This is a genomic window from Flagellimonas meridianipacifica (assembly GCF_003001695.1).
In the GTDB taxonomy this organism is placed as follows: domain Bacteria; phylum Bacteroidota; class Bacteroidia; order Flavobacteriales; family Flavobacteriaceae; genus Flagellimonas; species Flagellimonas meridianipacifica.
Window position 1 is genome coordinate 1,383,380 of sequence record NZ_PVYX01000002.1, and the last position, 16,873, is coordinate 1,400,252.

Consider the following 16,873-nt stretch of genomic DNA (forward strand, 5'->3'; position numbering starts at 1 on the left):
AAGGTCCAAATCAACCCCTATTTTTTAACATCCCATGCATTATCATTACAAGATTTTTTATAAGGAGTTCAAAACTAGGTTAGCTTACCAGTTGCGATAAAAGTCATATCCTATATACATTCTCTTTCTCGGACATGGTTCTAAAAAATTTAAAATGTGCCACGGTCTCCGGTTTCAGAATATTGGCAATACTGTAAAAAATGGCGTTGATTATACAAAAGGCGCCAACCATACTCCCAAAGTACAAACTGTGGGTACTGTTTATGGTCACATGATGGTCACTAAAGGGTATTAGAGGTGAAAGATCGCTATCCACAATGGAAATAGTTGTGGCGTTTCGTTCAGTCTTAGCAGTTTTCAAGGCACTTATGGTTTGGTTCTGACATTTGTCTAAGCAAAGTCCGATAACTACATCATCTTTTGAAAAGTGGGCTATATTCAAAAAGAGCTCACCGTGATATTCTGTACTCGCATGTATCTGAGGTACCGCAGATCGGCAAATACGTTCCATGTAGTTTGCTACCAGCCCTATATGACCTAGGCCAATAATATAGGTTTGCTTGGAGTCAATGATGGCCATGGCAATCTTTTCAATCGTTGGGAAATCAATGGCGTCATAAGTCTTTTGAAGCATCATAATGTCTCCCAAAATGGCATCTTGAGCAACTTTTTGTGGGTTTGAGTGAGCCCGAACTTCTTTAATCATACCCGTGAAAATCGAGTCGACCCGAGTTAGTTGAACTTCCTCTTTTAAAAGCTCCTTCAATTCATGAAATCCATTTAACCCAATGGCCTTGCATGCTTTTACTATGGTCGCAGGATTAACTCCTAGAATATCGCTTAATTCTTCCATCCGCATCAATACAACCTTATCAGGATAATCAAGGGCATACTGTACTACAAGCCGTCTTTTCTTTGAAAGTTCGTTTAGGTCAATACCATTTATTGTCTTCATAGTTTACAATAAACAAAATATTAGTTGGATGCATTTCAAAGGTACTCAAATAAACATAATTTATATTGCTTTTTTTAAAATTACACTATTCATATTGCTTTTTAATATTTTTTTAATACCTTCCTAGTACAATATGTTTGGAAAGGTCAAATCACTGTAACAGCCAATTCTAGTTTCCCGGGCCTAACCAACTTTAAGCAACCAAGAACCTATGTCGACTAATACCTGGAGCAGTAAGCTATCCTTTATAATCACCACTTCAGCCTTCGCTATAGGATTGGGTAACGTTTGGCGGTTTCCGTATGTGGCAGGCGAGGGTGGAGGTGCTGCTTTCCTGCTGGTCTACGTGCTTTTAATGATTGGTATTGGAGTTCCTCTACTTATAGTCGAAGTGGCACTGGGGCGGATGTCTGGGACAACTGTCTTGCTGGGCTTTGGAATTTTGGGCAAAAGAAGACCTTGGAATGGAATTGGTTGGTTGGGCTCCTTATCCTGCTTTTTGATTATGGGTTTTTACGTCATGATAATGGCGTGGATAGTCATTTATCTATGGGAATGCATAAGTGGTAAAATTACTTCCTTGGGTATAAACAGTCTATCATCTCATTTTAATCTTGTTGCTTCCAGCATGACCAAGGTGATTTTGGTCATTTTGGGAATTATGTTCCTTGCACTGCTGGTTGTCAAGCAAGGACTAAAAGCAGGTTTAGAACGGTATTCCAAGGGTATGATGTTAGGTCTGATTTTTTTAGTTGTCGGGCTTTCTATATGGGCGGCAACCTTGGATGGTGCCATGGAAGGATATCGATGGTTGCTCTCACCTGATTTTTCCAAAATCAACTTTCAAGTGATTATGAGCGCTTTGGGACAGCTCTTTTTCTCAATAGGCGTAGGTATGGCCGTGGCTTTTGTTTTTGGGAGTTACACGCATGAGCAAGAAAACCTTATTGGTAGTACTTTTTATATTGTTATCGCCGATACCTTTTTTGCATTTCTGTCTGGATTAATGTTGTTTCCCGCCATTTTTAGTTTTGGTTTGGAACCGGATTCAGGGCCAAACCTCATTTTTGTTACCATGGCTTCTGTTTTTAATAGCCTGGAATATGGTTCTGTAGTGGGGGGCATATTTTTTCTTTTACTCTTCTTGGCTGGATTTACATCTCTTATATCCAGTATACAAGGGTTAAAAGATAGTTTGCAGGATAAATTCAAATTGACCAGTCTTACAGCCTTATTATTGGTAACAGGCTTGATTACTCTGATTTCAATCCCAGTAGTACTCTCTTATAATGATGACCCATTGTTGTTTTTTGGGAGAACTGTCTTTGAGACTTTGGACTATTTGACTAGCACAATACTGTTACCCCTTGGAGGATTGTTGACCATTTTATTCGCAGGTTATGTAGTCGGATTTGGTCGCCTTAGTTCGCATCTTGAAAAAGGCGATAATAAAATACGAATTAAGCGCTATTGGAAGCCCATACTTATGTTGGTGCTGCCTTTGTCATTGGTTTTCATATTAATTAATGGAATATTAAAAAACACCTAAAGAAGGAAAATAAGGATATATAGAGAAAATAGGTTGACCCGTCTTTAGAACGATTAGTTAATTGGAGTGTAAAAGATGAAACAAAAAGCAATGAAAAAATATGATGTATTGGTCATAGGTGGTGGAATCTATGGCATTACCGCCGCTGTAGAACTAGCGAAAAGAAAATATAAAGTGGGCTTAATCAACCCGGACACCATACCTCACCATATGGCAGCTTCCACGGATGTTACCAAGGCAGTACGTATGGAGTATGGGTCGGATTGGGAATACTTCCGTATGGTGGAAAAATCCATTGAAAAGTGGAAAGAATGGAATGATTTCTTTGGGGAAAAACTGTACCATGAGGTAGGGTTTTTGATGCTTTGTAAAGAAGCTATAGAAAGTGAAAATCACACTTTTGAAAAATACAGCTATCAACATTTGTTGGAAGCGGGCTACAAACCCGATAGATTGAATGCAACAGAAATAAAAAAGCGTTTCCCATCTGTGAACGCTGATGAATATATAGACGCCAATTTCAATGCAAGTGCGGGTTACGCAGATGCAGCATTGACAGTTGAAAAACTGGCAACTTATTCGAGGACATTAGGAGTAGTAATCCACGAAGGACAAACGGCCGATAGTTTTCAAATAGAAAATGGAGTATTATCCGCCGTTAAGACAAAGGAAGGGGAAACATTTCACTGCGGACATGCCCTGGTAGCGGCAGGTGCCCATACACCTATGCTTCTCCCGGAATTACAACCATACATGAGGTCAACAGGACATCCGGTATTTTGGTTAAAACCTAAAAATCCAGACAACTTTGTCCCACCCCGTTTTTCAGTTTTCACCGCAGATATATCAAACTCAGGATGGTATGGGTTTCCTTTTTTGGAGAAATGGGGTATAGTCAAAATTGCCAAACATTCCAATGGTGTGGGTATCCACCCAGATAATGACGATAGACAAATTACCGATGATGAGGTTAAAGATATGCGCTCATTTGTTAAGCAGACCTTTCCAGAACTTTGGGACGCGCCGCTTGTTTTTACTAGAAGATGTCTTTATATCGATACATTGGATGGCCACTTTTGGATTGATAGACATCCAGAAATTCAGGGATTATCTGTTAGTAGTGGAGGTAGTGGCCATGGCTTAAAAATGGCTCCTATACTTGGAGCAATGGTCGCGGATATCATTGAAGGAAAATCTCATGAATTCTCCAAAAGGTACCGTTGGCGTCATCTTACTGCAGATACCTCGCAGGTGGAAGAAGCTCGATATGTAATCGATAGAAAACTGTAAGCACATGAAAGCCGGAAAAATTATCCACCAATTCATGGCCGCCTATAACGAAAGGAATTTGGAGAAGTTTGTCTCCTTCATGCATCCGGAATTTGAATCTTTTCTATTTGATTCGAGGGATGTATTGTGCTCGGGAATTGGAGATGCCAGAAGAGTCTATGAAAAAAGGTTCAAGGAAAACCATAACCTCTTTGTGACCACTTTACAACGAATCATTAATGACAATGTCGTAGTAGAATCACAGTTTATTGAAGGTTTTGATAGCGGTAAGACCATATATGCCATCGCCATATTTGAATTGAAGGGGGATAAGGTGAAACGTGCATCCTTTTTAAGAAGAGAAGTGAAACAGGATGGAAATGCATTGAAGTTAGTCATATAAAAAAAGAGGTGATGGAAGAGAGCAAGTACCAAGACAACGAATTATTGTTGATTGATTTGAGAGAAGGAGTGAGAGCCGCCCATACCTATATTTTTAATACATACTTCCATGAGCTTAAAGGATATATATCGACCATTTGTGGCAATGATGAAATGGCACAGGAAATTGTACAGCAGACCTTTATCAAATTTTGGACCAAGCGGAAAAACTTGGTCATTAAGGAATGTATCAAGGGATATCTTTTTAAAATGGCCTATAACCTATATAGAGATCAACAAAAGCAAAAGGTCAGGGAACTACACGTTATCAAGGAAATTCAATACAGGGCTACTTTGGAGTTCATAGAAAACAATCAAAATGATACAGAACAAAAAATTGCTTTACTAAATCAGGAAATAGAAAAGCTGCCCAAAAAATGTAAAATAGTATTCTTATTGGGAAAAAAAGAGGGCCTAAAATATCATGAGATTGCAAATCGGTTGAATATATCGACCAAGACAGTTGAAGTACATATGTCTAAAGCCTTGACACGCCTTCGGAACGTTTTGTACTTAAAATGAAGATTTTTCTTTCATTTAATTAAATTCTTACTATTTCATCAACTTTTTGTAAAAAAAAGTAAAAATAGAGTAGGGGTATTTCCTAATTCTCAAGTCTAATCTTAAGAAAACACTAAATGATTTATGGATAATTCCGAAATAGATATTCTTATATCAAAGTTTCTGGACAACGAAGCCACAGAAGAAGAAGAGTCCTTTTTACTGCAATGGATACAAGTTCCTGAGAACAGGCTCTATCTCGAGGAGTATGTTCGGACTGAGATTTGGATTAAGTACAGCTTAAATGCTTCTCAGGTGGAAAAACAGCTCTCCACCTTATCCATATATCCAGAACGAAATAGAAGACGCAGATTTAATCCTTTGGCCCTTGCAGCCCTTTTTGTTTTGTTTTTGGGTTTAGGCTCATTTATTTACTGGTCTTTGAGGCCAACATCCATCCAAACTTGGGATACCAATACCCTTACTCTGGAAATAAATGATAATGGCATCTCCAAATTTTATTCTCTTGAAAGCGATTTGAATCTCCCAACAACAGGTGGATTAATGACTATCGAAAAAGATAGCCTACTTAGATACTATTTTTCGGATGCGCCGTTCAATGAATCTGCGAACACAGTGTACCATACAGTTCATGTACCTTATGGAAAAACATTTAAAGTTCAATTGGAAGATGGGTCGTTGGTACACTTAAATGCTGGTTCAAAGCTCACATATCCTCATAGTTTCAATGGATTTCACCTACGCGAGGTATCTCTTATTGGGGAAGCTTATTTCAATATAACCAGTGATAGTATTCCCTTTCAAGTTTTTACTGACGGTATATCCACTAAGGTATTGGGGACCTCATTTAATGTTTCTGCATACAAGGACGAAGTCTTAAGAGAAGTCGTTTTGGTCGAGGGCAAGGTGGAAGTATCTGCCAATCAAAATAGAGCCCCAAGTAAGGTCTCCAAGACCATAATACCTAATCAAAGGGCTACTTTTTTAAACGAGGATAAGGACCTTTCCGTAAGCAACGTAGATCCAACTGACTATATAGCCTGGACCGAAGGAGAACTTGTTTTTTCAAATGAGGGTATAGACCAAATCATCAAAAAATTAGAACGGAAGTTTAACGTGGACATTGATAATAACTACGAAAAGCTTTCCACACAACGCTTTAATGGAAAATTCAGAGATGAAAACGTCACTGCAATATTGGAGACCATAAGAGCTCATACCAATTTCTCTTATTCCTTGAATGGAAATACTCTAGTAATCAAAGAACCATAAAATTATTGCCTATGAAGACAAAATAACAACCCTTAAAAACTAATGCGAACCAGAAAATGTAACTCATATGAAAAATTATTTAACTAACACAGGTGCCAACCGCCTCATCAAACTCGTTTTGGGATGTATGGTACTGCTGAGCTTTGTGCAGGTTAGGGCCGAGGTCAAATGTGCACAGAATGACCATATTACTGTGGATTTCAAGAATATGGAATTAAAGCAGGTCTTCAATTGGGTAACTCAACAAGTAGGATATAACTTTTTCTACGAAGCTTCCGAAATCGATGTCGAGAAAAAAATTTCAATAAAAGCTACAGATACCTGTATTGAGGATTTCTTATCCGAACTATTTTCCAATATTGAATTAGACCACAAGATTGTTGCCAAACAGGTCGTTGTGAAGCCTCAAGTAAAGAGTGATTTTACGCCTAAAGAAAAAATCAAAGATGAACCACGCACCAACATTCCTCAACAGGCAACTCTTACCGGAACCGTTATTGATGATCAAGGTATGCCCTTGCCAGGTGCCGACATTGTTGCGAAAGGAACAAGCCGGGGCACAACAACTGATTTTGATGGAAATTTTGAACTTACAGTGCCCGAAGGAGTAACCGCTATCGTCGTTTCTTACATAGGTTACAAAACACAGGAAGTTAATATTGAAGGTCTGACCACGGTTTCCATTTCAATGGAACCGGATGCAGCATCCCTTGATGAAGTCGTTGTGGTAGGTTACGGTACCTTGGCCAAAAAGCGCGTTACGGGCTCGGTGATTTCCATTGATTCGGAGACCATTGTAGAAGTTCCCGCCCTGAGTCCAGAGGCAGCAATTATAGGACAGGTTGCTGGTGTTCAAGTCCAGGAGGTATCCGGTGAACCTGGTGCGGCTCCCAACATACGTGTCAGGGGTTCTGGGTCTATTTCGGCCGGTAATGACCCGCTATTTGTTATTGATGGTATTCCAATTTCCAGAAATCTTACCACTTCGGTAATTGGAGGTGTATCAAGAAGGCGTGCTAGTTTTCAACCACCTCCGGTCAATCCTCTGGCCACTTTGAACCCTAATGATATTGCTTCCATTGAAGTGTTGAAAGATGCATCAGCGGCTGCTATATATGGTTCGCGAGGGGGTAACGGGGTATTGCTAATTACAACCAAAAATGGAGCAAACCGTGATAAAGGACAGTTCTCTTTTGATTCCTTTATACAGATTCAAAATGTGGCAAATAAATTGGATCTTATGAATGCAGAGGAACTCATTGATTTTACTCGAGATGCTAGAAACAACAATTATCTTTCCTCAGTTGATGGGGCATCCATAGATGATCCCATTGGACCAGGTGACCGGGGCAATGCACTCTTCGAATTACCGCAATCCTTTATTGATTGGGATGGCACTGACACCGATTGGCAAGATGTAATATTCCAAACCGGAATTACACAAAGCTATAATTTTTCATATGCGTCTCCTACGACCAATAGGACTAGCTTTTATGCTTCAGCGGGTTATTTTACCCAAGAGGGTATTTTGGAAAAATCCAGCTTTGACCGGTATAGTTTGTTGCTTAATCTTAACTCACAATTAACCGATAAGCTAAATATGGACTTAAGGATTGCACCAACAATTACTGAGAATCAGAGGGTGCCAGCTTCCGCTCCATATTTTGCCAGACCCCCCGGAGTGGTCTATTCTGCAATTGTACATTCACCTACAGTTAACCCCTTTAATCCGGATGGAACCATTAATCAGTTGAACAATCAATCTTTCCTTGGTGGCGGAACTACAACATCCAGTAACCCCTTGGCCATCATAGAGGCTGTTGATGACCAAATATTCCAGTTTCAAAATAGGGCTTCATTAGCTTTATCCTATGAAATATTTCCAGAATTGACTTTCAGGACGTTTGGAGGAATGTACCTAAACTTATTCAATCAAGATTTTTTTAGGGGAAATTCTTTGTTGTTTCGTGATTCAACAGAAGGGGAGTCCTATGCACAAGCCACCTCTTCTACGGAAGTGAATTGGGTCTGGGAAAACACCTTGAATTGGGAAAAAGAATTTGGTGACCACTATATCAATGCAGTTTTGGGGTATACCGCCCAAAGAGATAATATCTCTATAAAAGAGGTTTTGGCCGATAATTTCCCTGATGACTTGGTTACCACAATCAGTGGAGGACAGGTTTTTGCAGGAAATTCTATTGAGGAGCAGTGGTCTTTGGCCTCCGCGCTTTTTAGAATGAATTACAGTTTCAAGGATAAATATCTTTTTACGGGAACAATTCGCTCAGATAGGTCTTCCAGATTTGGTGCAAACAACCAAACAGGATACTTTCCTTCTTTTTCGGTGGGATGGCGTGTAAGTGAAGAACCGTTTCTGGAGTCTTTCGAGGCTCTTTCAGAGCTTAAGTTCAGATTAAGTTGGGGAGAGACCGGAAACTTTGAGATTCCCAACTACGGGGCAATAGGACTTCTTTCCCCAGACAATTATAACCTAGCAGGAAATGAGGTCAATGGCTTAATACAGTCCACCATTCCTAACCCGGAACTTACTTGGGAACGGTCTGAACAAGTAAACGTCGGTATGGAACTTGGACTTTTCAGTAATAGGGTCTTCCTATTGGCAGATTACTACAACACTCGGACGTCTGACCTTTTACTGAATGTTAGCATTTCTTCCGTATCTGGTTTTCAGACCGTATTGCAAAATCTTGGTGAAGTAGAGAACCAAGGTTTTGAAATTGCTTTACGGACCAAAAACTTTGTTGGTGATTTTAACTGGGATACAGAGATAAACTTTTCTACGAATCAGAACGAGGTATTATCCCTGAATGAAAACAATGAACCTATATTTTCCGCGGGTAGCGCTGGTGTTCGTCATGTAACCCGTGTAGGTGATCCAATCGGAAGTTATTTTGGGTATATCGTCGATGGTATCTATCAAAGTCAAGAGGAAATTGACAATGCACCATTTGATACCCAAGCACCAAATCCAGCACCTGGTGATTTCAGGTTTAGAGATGTAGACGGAGACGGTGAGATAACTCCTGATGACAGAACAGTGACCGGAAGTTATTTTCCAGACTTCACTTGGGGTATAAACAATAGGTTTAGCTTTAAAGGAATTGATCTCAGCTTTTTGATACAAGGAGTGGAAGGGAATGAAATTTTAAACCTTACCTCAAGACACCTAAAAAATGGAGAAGGAAATTTTAACTCCTATGCCGTTTTCAACGATAGATGGCGATCGCCCTCAGAACCGGGTAACGGGAGTTTTCCTAGAGCCGATAGACAAACGGGAAATCATGGAAATAATAATAGGCCTTCTTCCTTTCAAGTGGAAGATGGTTCTTTTATCCGATTGCGAAACGTAACCTTAGGCTATACGCTGCCGGCAGACAAGATTTTTGGTGATAGTGTGGATAGGCTAAGAATCTATGTGACGGGAACCAACCTATTTACTATCACCGACTACTTAGGTTACAATCCTGAAGTAAGTAATATTTCTACCAATAGCCTAACTCCTGGAGAAGACTATGGAGCTTTCCCCTTAACAAGGAACTTTACCATGGGTATCAATCTATCCTTCTAATTTAAAACTACAAAAGATGAAAAGAATACTTATAATTTTCTTGACAATATGTGTAGCATCTGCTTGTAGCGATGATTTCACGGATTTAGCACCTATTTCAAATCGGAATGAGGCAGATTTTTTCAACAATGAAGGAGACTTTATTGTATCACTAAATGCCAGTTATGCCGGGCTACAAGACAATGGAGTTTATGGAAGGGCATATTGGACTATGTTTGAAATGCGGGGCGATAATACCGACCAAGGGCCTGATGCAACTGGACTGGCTAGGGTGTTCACAGAGATAAATGCTTTTACTGAAGATCCATTGAATGAACAGATTGATGCCGCCTGGAGTGGCTCCTATCGGGTAATTGCGAATTGTAATGTGATTCTGGACCGAATTGGTTCGGCAGATTTTGATGAAGGGCTTAGAAACCGAATCATCGGAGAGGCACTTTTCTTGAGATCTCTGATGTACTATCATTTGGCCATTGCATTTGGTAATATACCATTACAACTTACCCCGTTTGTGCCTGGTGACGAGTTAACACAAGTGGATGCATCTACTATATATGCCCAGTTGGTATCAGACCTCGAAACCGCAGAAACTAACTTGCCCATTTCGTATCCCGATAGTGATTTGGGCAGAGCTACAAGGGGTGCAGCCGCTACGCTTTTAGCCAAAGTCTTGCTGACCACTGGTCAGGACTCGGAAGCAGAGATTGTTTTACGTCGTATTGTTGATCAGTACGGGTATCAATTATTGCCAAATTACGCAGATCTTTGGGGAGCTTCGAACGAGAACAACGCAGAGTCCATTTTTGAGGTTCAGTTCATAAGCGGTGGAATCGGTCAAGGAAGTGCTTATTCGAACGATTTCTCTCCAAGCTCTTTTCTCCAAACAGGTCAAGGTTTTGGTCGAAATCGACCAACGGCTACTATGCAGAATGCTTATGTAGCTGGTGATTTGCGATTTGAAGCGTCGATGGATACTACCTGGATTAATGCAGAGAGTGAGGTAGTGGTACAAAACTTCGTGACTAAGTATGAAAGTGATCCTCCAATTGAAAATGATTCAGATATCAATTTTGTAGTCTTTCGATACGCCGATGTATTACTAATGCTTGCAGAAGCCATTGGTGAATCCCAAGAAAGTTACGATCTAATCAATCAAGTGCGCATACGTGCTGGGTTGACAGGTATTGATGCATCCACACCAGGAACTTTTGAGGAAAAGCTTCTGGATGAGCGTCAGGTTGAGTTGGCTTTTGAAAACCATCGTTGGCCGGACCTATTGCGATTTGGCGTGGCAACCGAAAAACTTATTGAGGCAGAATCGGATGTAATTGAACCAGCATCCATTCGCAACTTGTTCTTCATTCCCCAACGGGAACTGGATATCAATCCAAGTTTTATACAGAATGACTGAAAGAACAATGCGTAATTATTTGAGTTAGTTTAGTTGATTCCACTTGTCATGAGCTACCCTACTTATGTATTAAATTTTAGACTAAGGATGTTAATTCAACTGTCTCAGTCAATTAACGAATAAACTGATTAAAAAGGTAAATGAAAGAAATCATGAAGAAAAAGCTTACTGTTCTATGTCTTTTGCTTGGACTGATATTGGTCAATGCACAAGAAAAAAAAGTATTGAACATCATTGCAATTGGAGCGCATCCAGATGATTGTGACGTGAAGTTTGGAGGGGCAGCTGCTCTTTTTGCCAAAATGGGTCATAAAGTAAAATTTGTTTCCCTAACTAATGGTGATGCCGGTCACCAAAGAGAGGGTGGAGGTGCCTTGGCTAAACGAAGAAGAGCCGAGGCTAAAAGAGCTGGAAAAATTCTGGGAGTGGAATATGATGTGCTGGACAACCACGATGCGGAGTTGATGCCAACGCTTCACCTCAGACATCAAATAATTCGGAAAATACGTGAATGGGATGCAGATGTTGTTTTAGGCCATAGGACCAATGATTATCACCCTGATCACAGGAATGCCGGAATTGCAGTTCAAGACGCGGCCTATTTGGTGGTTGTTCCCAATGTAACACCGGATACTCCTCCATTAAGAAAAAACCCTGTTTTTTTATACATGAGTGACCGATTCCAAAAACCTTATCCCTTTTCAAAGGATATTGCTGTGGTTGTGGATGAAGTAATCGATAAAAAGGTCATGGCACTTGCCGCACATCAATCACAGATGTTTGAATGGTTACCCTGGGTAGGCGAGGGCAATCTTGATGAAATTCCTGATGCTGAGGAAGAACAATTGGTATGGTTAAAACAACTTTGGGCTAAGGAAAGAGACTGGGATGATGAAGAATCCAAGGCTATAGAAAAGTGGTATCCAAATCTAAAATCTTCTGATGCGAAGCATGTAGAATTTGTAGAAATATGTGAATATGGAAGGCAACCTACAGAGGAAGAGATAAAAGTTCTGTTCCCTATGTTAGGAGCAAGTGGAAAGTAGATCTTAATTAAACGAACTAAAAAGCATTCTGCCACTTATGGGCACTGATAACAAACCTAAAAGATACTATCATATTATTGGATTGGTGATGTTGATATTCTTTGTGATATCATTTATTACCAACATCCTAAATTCCATTATTGTAGATGTGAAGAACAGTTTTGACCTTAGCTTGTCTTTGACTGGGCTTTTGCCATTTGCCTTTTTTATCGCTTATGGGGTGATGTCCATACCAGCAGGATTTTTATCCGAAAAATATAGTGACCGTAGATTATTGTCACTTTCATTTTTATTTATGGCCCTTGCCTCCTTGGTATTTACCCTTTTTCCGGGTTATGTGATATTCAGCATTACGCTTTTTGTACTTGGAAGTTGTATGGCGGTGCTTCAGGTCATTATCAATCCAATGCTTCGCGCAGCTGGGGGAGAGGAGCACTTTGCCTTTAATTCTGTTTTGGCTCAATTGGTGTTCGGGTTGGCCTCATTCTTGAGCCCATTTCTCTATAAATATGTGGTTGATGAAGATTCTACTGATGGTGGTTTGGCCAAGCTATTACGAGATGTGGTTTCTGAAGATTTACCTTGGGTGGGCCTGTATTTGGTTTTTTCTGGTATCGCTGTTTTGTTGCTCATAGTGGTCTTTCTTGTACGATACCCTAAATATCAAAAGAAAGCTGATGAAGTGGCCGGGGATTCTCAGTCCTATATCAATCTCTTGAAAAATAAATGGACCCTGTTGTTCTTTCTGGGAATATTTTGCTACGTAGGAACAGAGCAGGGAGTTGGTAATTGGATTTCGCAATTTTTGTTTGAATACCATGGCTTGGATGCTCAGACCGTTGGAGCAGATACAGTAGCTTATTTCTGGGCCATGTTGACTATCGGTTGTCTTTTGGGCTTATTGCTTTTGAAGATTATGGACAGTCGAAAATTATTGATTGGAGCTACTTTAATCACCATGGTTTTTATCGTTTTAGCCCTGTTAGGCAATACAAGGACTGCTCTTTTTGCTTTCCCTGCGATAGGCTTCTTTATTTCGGTCATGTGGTCCATCATATTCTCCTTAGCGCTTAACTCGGTAAAAGAAAACCATGGCTCTCTCTCAGGAATACTATGTACCGGTATTGCTGGAGGCGCAATATTCCCATTGATAGTTGGAGGTTTGGGGCAACTAACAAATTTGCGGTTCGGTATGTTCTTCTTGCTGATTCCATTGGGATTCATTCTGTCCATTGGATTTTGGGCTAGACCCTTGGTGAACAATAAAACCGTCAGTTTTAAAAAGGAAAATGTAGATGCATAAAGAGGTATTGGGTGTAGACATTGGCGGAACCAACATCAAAGTTGGTCGTGTGGCCAAAGATAATTTGGTACAAAAAGAAACCATTCAGGTCAATTCTTTGGAAACCGCCTCTCAAACTGTGGAACGAATGTTCAATGTAATTGATGCAGTACTTACTGATTCAGTAGAGTCCGTCGGAATAGGGGTTCCTGCCGTGGTAGACACAGAAACTGGGATTGCCTATGATGTACAGAACATTCCTTCTTGGAAAAGGATAAAGCTCAAGGAAATGGTACAACAAAGGTATTCACTTCCTGTCTATATCAATAATGATGCGAATTGTTTTGTAATGGGAGAACATTGGTTTGGAAAAGCAAAGCACTATAACAATTGCATCGGATTGTCCATTGGAACTGGCCTTGGTATGGGTATTATCATAAATGGTGAATTATATGAAGGGGTCCTCTGCGGAGCTGGAGAAATAGGTATGTTGGCTTATAAAAACAGTATCCTAGAGCACTACACAGGTAGTTTTTTCTTTCCCAACCAGTATGAAAAAAGCGCTAAAGCACTATATAATTTGGCTGAAGTGGGGGATAAAGAGGCGAGTGAGGCATTTGATGATTACGGTTGGCATCTAGGTGAGGCCCTTAAGAATATTTTGTACGCTTATGCTCCCGAGGCGATATTCCTTGGGGGTTCTATCAGCCAAGCATATCCCTATTTCAAATCCACCATGGAAATGGCTTTGAGAACATTCGCCTATCCAAAACAACTAGAAAAAACAATCATTGAGACATCAAATCTTCAAGATTCGGCCATTTTGGGGGCGGCAGCGCTCTGTCTTAATCAAAGAACGCATTTGAACATCAATACATGAGAAAAACAATACTTGTAATTATTAGCTGCTTCTTAATAAAGGCCTGTGCTCAGGCTCCAAAAAAGGTCGATATTCAAATAGATAATAATATTGTGGGGGCTCCTATTACTTTAGGAATTCCATTCCCTATTGGTGAGCTTTACTCAGTTGATAATGTTCGATTACTTACCTCTAAAGGGCGGGAAATACCTTGCCAAACCACAGAAGTCGCAACATGGTTACCTGCAGACGGGAGTGTTAAATGGATTTGGGTGTTCTTTTTTGCCGAAGAGACATCCAATTACATTTTGGAGTACGGCGAAGGGGTCGATCCCATACAAAGTCCCGATAGGATCATATCATCGAACAACATGAGACCAGGGGGAGGGGTAGAGGTAAACACAGGTCCTCTCTCGTTATCCATAAATAAGTTGGGAAATGGGTTCTTGGATGCCGTTTACTTGGATTCTAATCAAAACGGCAGTTTTGAAAAGGAAGAGCGCATTGCCTCTGCTCCATCTGAAGGAAGAGGAACCTTTTTGGATATTCTTGATGACGCTGGAGTTGATTCCTCAAAAGCAATTATTAACGAAGTCTTTAGAGAAAAGGGTTCGGGACCCATGCATACCATTTTCAGAATAGAAGGCACTTACGTCTATAACAGAGAGGACAACAATATTTCTCCTTTTTCCATAAGATTACACACGTACGCAGGCAAAAGTTACATTAAGGTTCTACATACCCTTACCTACACTGGGGTTCCAGATAAACATATAATTCAGGAAGGGGAACATGCTAATATCGCTACACAGAACAAAAAAATTATTTCCGAAGATACTGCTGACGATCCTGGTTGGACCCAACCTAATGATCAAATAGCAGCCTGCGGTCTACAATTGCACTACGATTTGATGGATAATGTGGAGATTACTACGCCACTTTACGAAGGAGATTGGCACGTAAAAGGACCAAGCGTAGTTGAGACCATTAATCTTTCTGGAAATAGCAGCGCACAAGTATTACAGAAGGGTCCTGAACGAGATAATGGACCCAGTTTGAGAAGTCTATATATGAATAGGTTCAAAAAAGAACCTTTTGAAGATAAAACTTCCAAAAAGAAGGAGTTCCGCGGTCTAATCTCCGAGGGGAAAAATATTTTGAAAGAAGCGGAAAGGGCCAAGGGTTGGATGAATATCAGTGACGGAAGACGTGGTATCAGTATCGGAATCAAGAATTTTCTGGAAGAATATCCTAAGGGAATCCAAATTAACCCAGCTACGAATACACTTTTAGGCAATATATGGCCCTCTGATGTTGGGGCGATGAGTTTTGAGCGTAGCCATACATTGCTCGACGGAGGTATGCTAGGGAATTTTGCACAGGGCATCACAAAAACAACTGAGTTTATCTACTATTTCCATGATGACAAAGACACCAATGAGGCTCTTGACAAAAAAATGGACTACGTCATCAATAGTCCGGTTGCTCACACTGACCCTAGTTGGTATATGGATTCAAAGGTCTATGGGAACATGGCACCTTATTCCAAAGAATATCCAGAATTTGAAAATGCTCTGCAATACAAATATGAATGGTTTTCATTCAATCAAAACCATCAACCATGGTACGGAATGTTTGACTATGGAGACGGAAAAACCTATTACTTCAAAGGGCGATGGTACCAATGGACGAATAATGAACCGACCGTGGATTTTATGTTATGGACCAATTTCATGAGAACTGGTAACTCGAAGTATTACCGTATGGCCCAAGAAATGAGCAGACACACCATGGATGTGGATAATGTACATTGGCCCAAAAAGCGGAGCTATCTGGGTGAAATTAATGATGCCATAGACTTTTGGAACTATAAGGATGAACCTGAATCTACTCCGTATCTTGGAATTGGACGAAGACATGCCAATGAACATTGGATTGCACTGTTGAGTGCCCATGTTTGGATACAGGGCTGGATAGCTTCATACTACTTGTCTGGAGACCATAGAGCTTTGGAAATTGCCAAAATGACTGGCGATACCTATATAAAGAGAATCTGGGGTGAGCATGACCTAAGAGGAAGAAGGCTCTATTTATCGGTATTGAATCTTGTTGAGCTTTATGATGCCACCAAACTTCAGAGGTACAAGAAAGAATTGGATGAAAGAGTTGATTTAATGTTGGCTCTTCAACAGGAACAAGGAGGGAATCTTTTATTGGATAGATTTGGCTATAGTCAGCCTTATGTGGCGTTGGGACTTTACAAATACTGGCAGATAACTGGGAGAAAAGAAGTGAAAAAAGCGCTTTTGGACCATGCAAGATGGGTACGGGATGTTCCTCCGCTAAACCATGAAATGGAATCCTACCTTGCGACCATCAACCCACTTTTAATCGGTTATGAATTTAGTGGTAAGCAGTCCTTTTTAAATGAAGCAATGAAAAGGGCCGAAATGCTTAAAGTAGGAAGGCTCTCCAAAGACTATAATGAGTTCACTGATATAGAAGTCTTCAATGATGCACTTTTGGAAGTTTCAAACCTTCCAAAAAGCAAAAAAGGCATTACCAACTGGGAAATAAATCAAGGGTTAAGAGTATTTGGATGGACCCATGCCTACAACATCCCTCAATTACTGTACTGGATGAAGAAAGAGAACAAAACTTTAAGCAAATAAGAT

The 16,873-nt window shown here is 40.2% G+C and carries 12 protein-coding genes; 11 read left to right on the forward strand and 1 reads right to left on the reverse strand.

Annotation, left to right across the window (positions count from 1 at the left end):
* Positions 1 to 103 precede the first annotated feature (103 nt).
* A complete protein-coding gene (locus tag CLV81_RS16360) occupies positions 104 to 955 on the reverse strand; it encodes a MurR/RpiR family transcriptional regulator (RefSeq protein ID WP_106146412.1) in 852 nt (283 codons plus the stop codon).
* A gap of 211 nt (positions 956 to 1,166) precedes the next feature.
* Here CLV81_RS16360 and CLV81_RS16365 point away from each other — a divergent pair, with 211 nt between their 5' ends.
* The 11 genes from CLV81_RS16365 to CLV81_RS16415 all read left to right on the forward strand — a co-directional run bounded on the left by CLV81_RS16365 (position 1,167) and on the right by CLV81_RS16415 (position 16,870).
* Positions 1,167 to 2,504 carry a sodium-dependent transporter gene (locus CLV81_RS16365; protein WP_106146414.1) on the forward strand — a complete coding sequence of 446 codons (1,338 nt, stop codon included), beginning with the start codon at positions 1,167 to 1,169 and terminating at the stop codon, positions 2,502 to 2,504.
* Between the two features lie 90 nt (positions 2,505 to 2,594).
* Positions 2,595 to 3,794, forward strand: a complete 1,200-nt coding sequence (locus tag CLV81_RS16370; protein WP_158259142.1) for an NAD(P)/FAD-dependent oxidoreductase — start codon at positions 2,595 to 2,597, stop codon at positions 3,792 to 3,794.
* Positions 3,795 to 3,798: 4 nt separating this feature from the next.
* Positions 3,799 to 4,176 (forward strand): nuclear transport factor 2 family protein, encoded by a 378-nt coding sequence (locus tag CLV81_RS16375; RefSeq protein WP_106146418.1) that lies wholly within the window; start codon positions 3,799 to 3,801, stop codon positions 4,174 to 4,176.
* Positions 4,177 to 4,187: 11 nt separating this feature from the next.
* Positions 4,188 to 4,736 carry an RNA polymerase sigma factor gene (locus CLV81_RS16380; protein ID WP_106146420.1) on the forward strand — a complete coding sequence of 183 codons (549 nt, stop codon included), beginning with the start codon at positions 4,188 to 4,190 and terminating at the stop codon, positions 4,734 to 4,736.
* A gap of 123 nt (positions 4,737 to 4,859) precedes the next feature.
* A complete protein-coding gene (locus CLV81_RS16385) occupies positions 4,860 to 6,008 on the forward strand; it encodes a FecR domain-containing protein (protein ID WP_106146422.1) in 1,149 nt (382 codons plus the stop codon).
* A 67-nt stretch (positions 6,009 to 6,075) separates the two neighbouring features.
* The gene (locus CLV81_RS16390) at positions 6,076 to 9,600 is read left to right on the forward strand and encodes a TonB-dependent receptor (RefSeq protein ID WP_106146424.1); all 3,525 of its coding nucleotides are present in this window, start codon (positions 6,076 to 6,078) and stop codon (positions 9,598 to 9,600) included.
* Between the two features lie 16 nt (positions 9,601 to 9,616).
* On the forward strand, positions 9,617 to 11,011 hold the full coding sequence (locus CLV81_RS16395; protein WP_106146426.1) for a RagB/SusD family nutrient uptake outer membrane protein: 1,395 nt from the start codon (positions 9,617 to 9,619) through the stop codon (positions 11,009 to 11,011).
* Between the two features lie 152 nt (positions 11,012 to 11,163).
* Positions 11,164 to 12,057, forward strand: coding sequence for a PIG-L deacetylase family protein (locus tag CLV81_RS16400; protein WP_106147664.1), 894 nt, complete (start codon positions 11,164 to 11,166; stop codon positions 12,055 to 12,057).
* A gap of 37 nt (positions 12,058 to 12,094) precedes the next feature.
* Entirely contained in the window at positions 12,095 to 13,360 is a 1,266-nt protein-coding gene (locus CLV81_RS16405) for an MFS transporter (RefSeq protein WP_106146428.1), read from the forward strand.
* Complete coding sequence (locus CLV81_RS16410) at positions 13,353 to 14,219, forward strand: ROK family protein (RefSeq protein WP_106146430.1); 867 nt, start codon at positions 13,353 to 13,355, stop codon at positions 14,217 to 14,219. The genes CLV81_RS16405 and CLV81_RS16410 overlap by 8 nt, the downstream gene beginning before the upstream one ends.
* The gene (locus tag CLV81_RS16415) at positions 14,216 to 16,870 is read left to right on the forward strand and encodes an exo-rhamnogalacturonan lyase family protein (protein WP_106146432.1); all 2,655 of its coding nucleotides are present in this window, start codon (positions 14,216 to 14,218) and stop codon (positions 16,868 to 16,870) included. Before CLV81_RS16410 ends, CLV81_RS16415 begins: the two co-directional genes overlap by 4 nt.
* Positions 16,871 to 16,873 lie beyond the last annotated feature (3 nt).

What these genes read in the sequence shown, in the direction of transcription:
- CLV81_RS16410 (WP_106146430.1), top strand. Translation starts at nt 13,353, where the DNA reads ATGCATAAAGAGGTATTGGGTGTAGACATTGGCGGAACCAACATCAAA.
- CLV81_RS16395 (WP_106146426.1), top strand. Translation starts at nt 9,617, where the DNA reads ATGAAAAGAATACTTATAATTTTCTTGACAATATGTGTAGCATCTGCT.
- CLV81_RS16390 (WP_106146424.1), top strand. Translation starts at nt 6,076, where the DNA reads ATGAAAAATTATTTAACTAACACAGGTGCCAACCGCCTCATCAAACTC.
- CLV81_RS16365 (WP_106146414.1), top strand. Translation starts at nt 1,167, where the DNA reads ATGTCGACTAATACCTGGAGCAGTAAGCTATCCTTTATAATCACCACT.
- CLV81_RS16370 (WP_158259142.1), top strand. Translation starts at nt 2,595, where the DNA reads ATGAAAAAATATGATGTATTGGTCATAGGTGGTGGAATCTATGGCATT.
- CLV81_RS16380 (WP_106146420.1), top strand. Translation starts at nt 4,188, where the DNA reads ATGGAAGAGAGCAAGTACCAAGACAACGAATTATTGTTGATTGATTTG.
- CLV81_RS16385 (WP_106146422.1), top strand. Translation starts at nt 4,860, where the DNA reads ATGGATAATTCCGAAATAGATATTCTTATATCAAAGTTTCTGGACAAC.
- CLV81_RS16360 (WP_106146412.1), bottom strand. Translation starts at nt 955, where the DNA reads ATGAAGACAATAAATGGTATTGACCTAAACGAACTTTCAAAGAAAAGA.
- CLV81_RS16415 (WP_106146432.1), top strand. Translation starts at nt 14,216, where the DNA reads ATGAGAAAAACAATACTTGTAATTATTAGCTGCTTCTTAATAAAGGCC.
- CLV81_RS16400 (WP_106147664.1), top strand. Translation starts at nt 11,164, where the DNA reads ATGAAGAAAAAGCTTACTGTTCTATGTCTTTTGCTTGGACTGATATTG.
- CLV81_RS16375 (WP_106146418.1), top strand. Translation starts at nt 3,799, where the DNA reads ATGAAAGCCGGAAAAATTATCCACCAATTCATGGCCGCCTATAACGAA.
- CLV81_RS16405 (WP_106146428.1), top strand. Translation starts at nt 12,095, where the DNA reads ATGGGCACTGATAACAAACCTAAAAGATACTATCATATTATTGGATTG.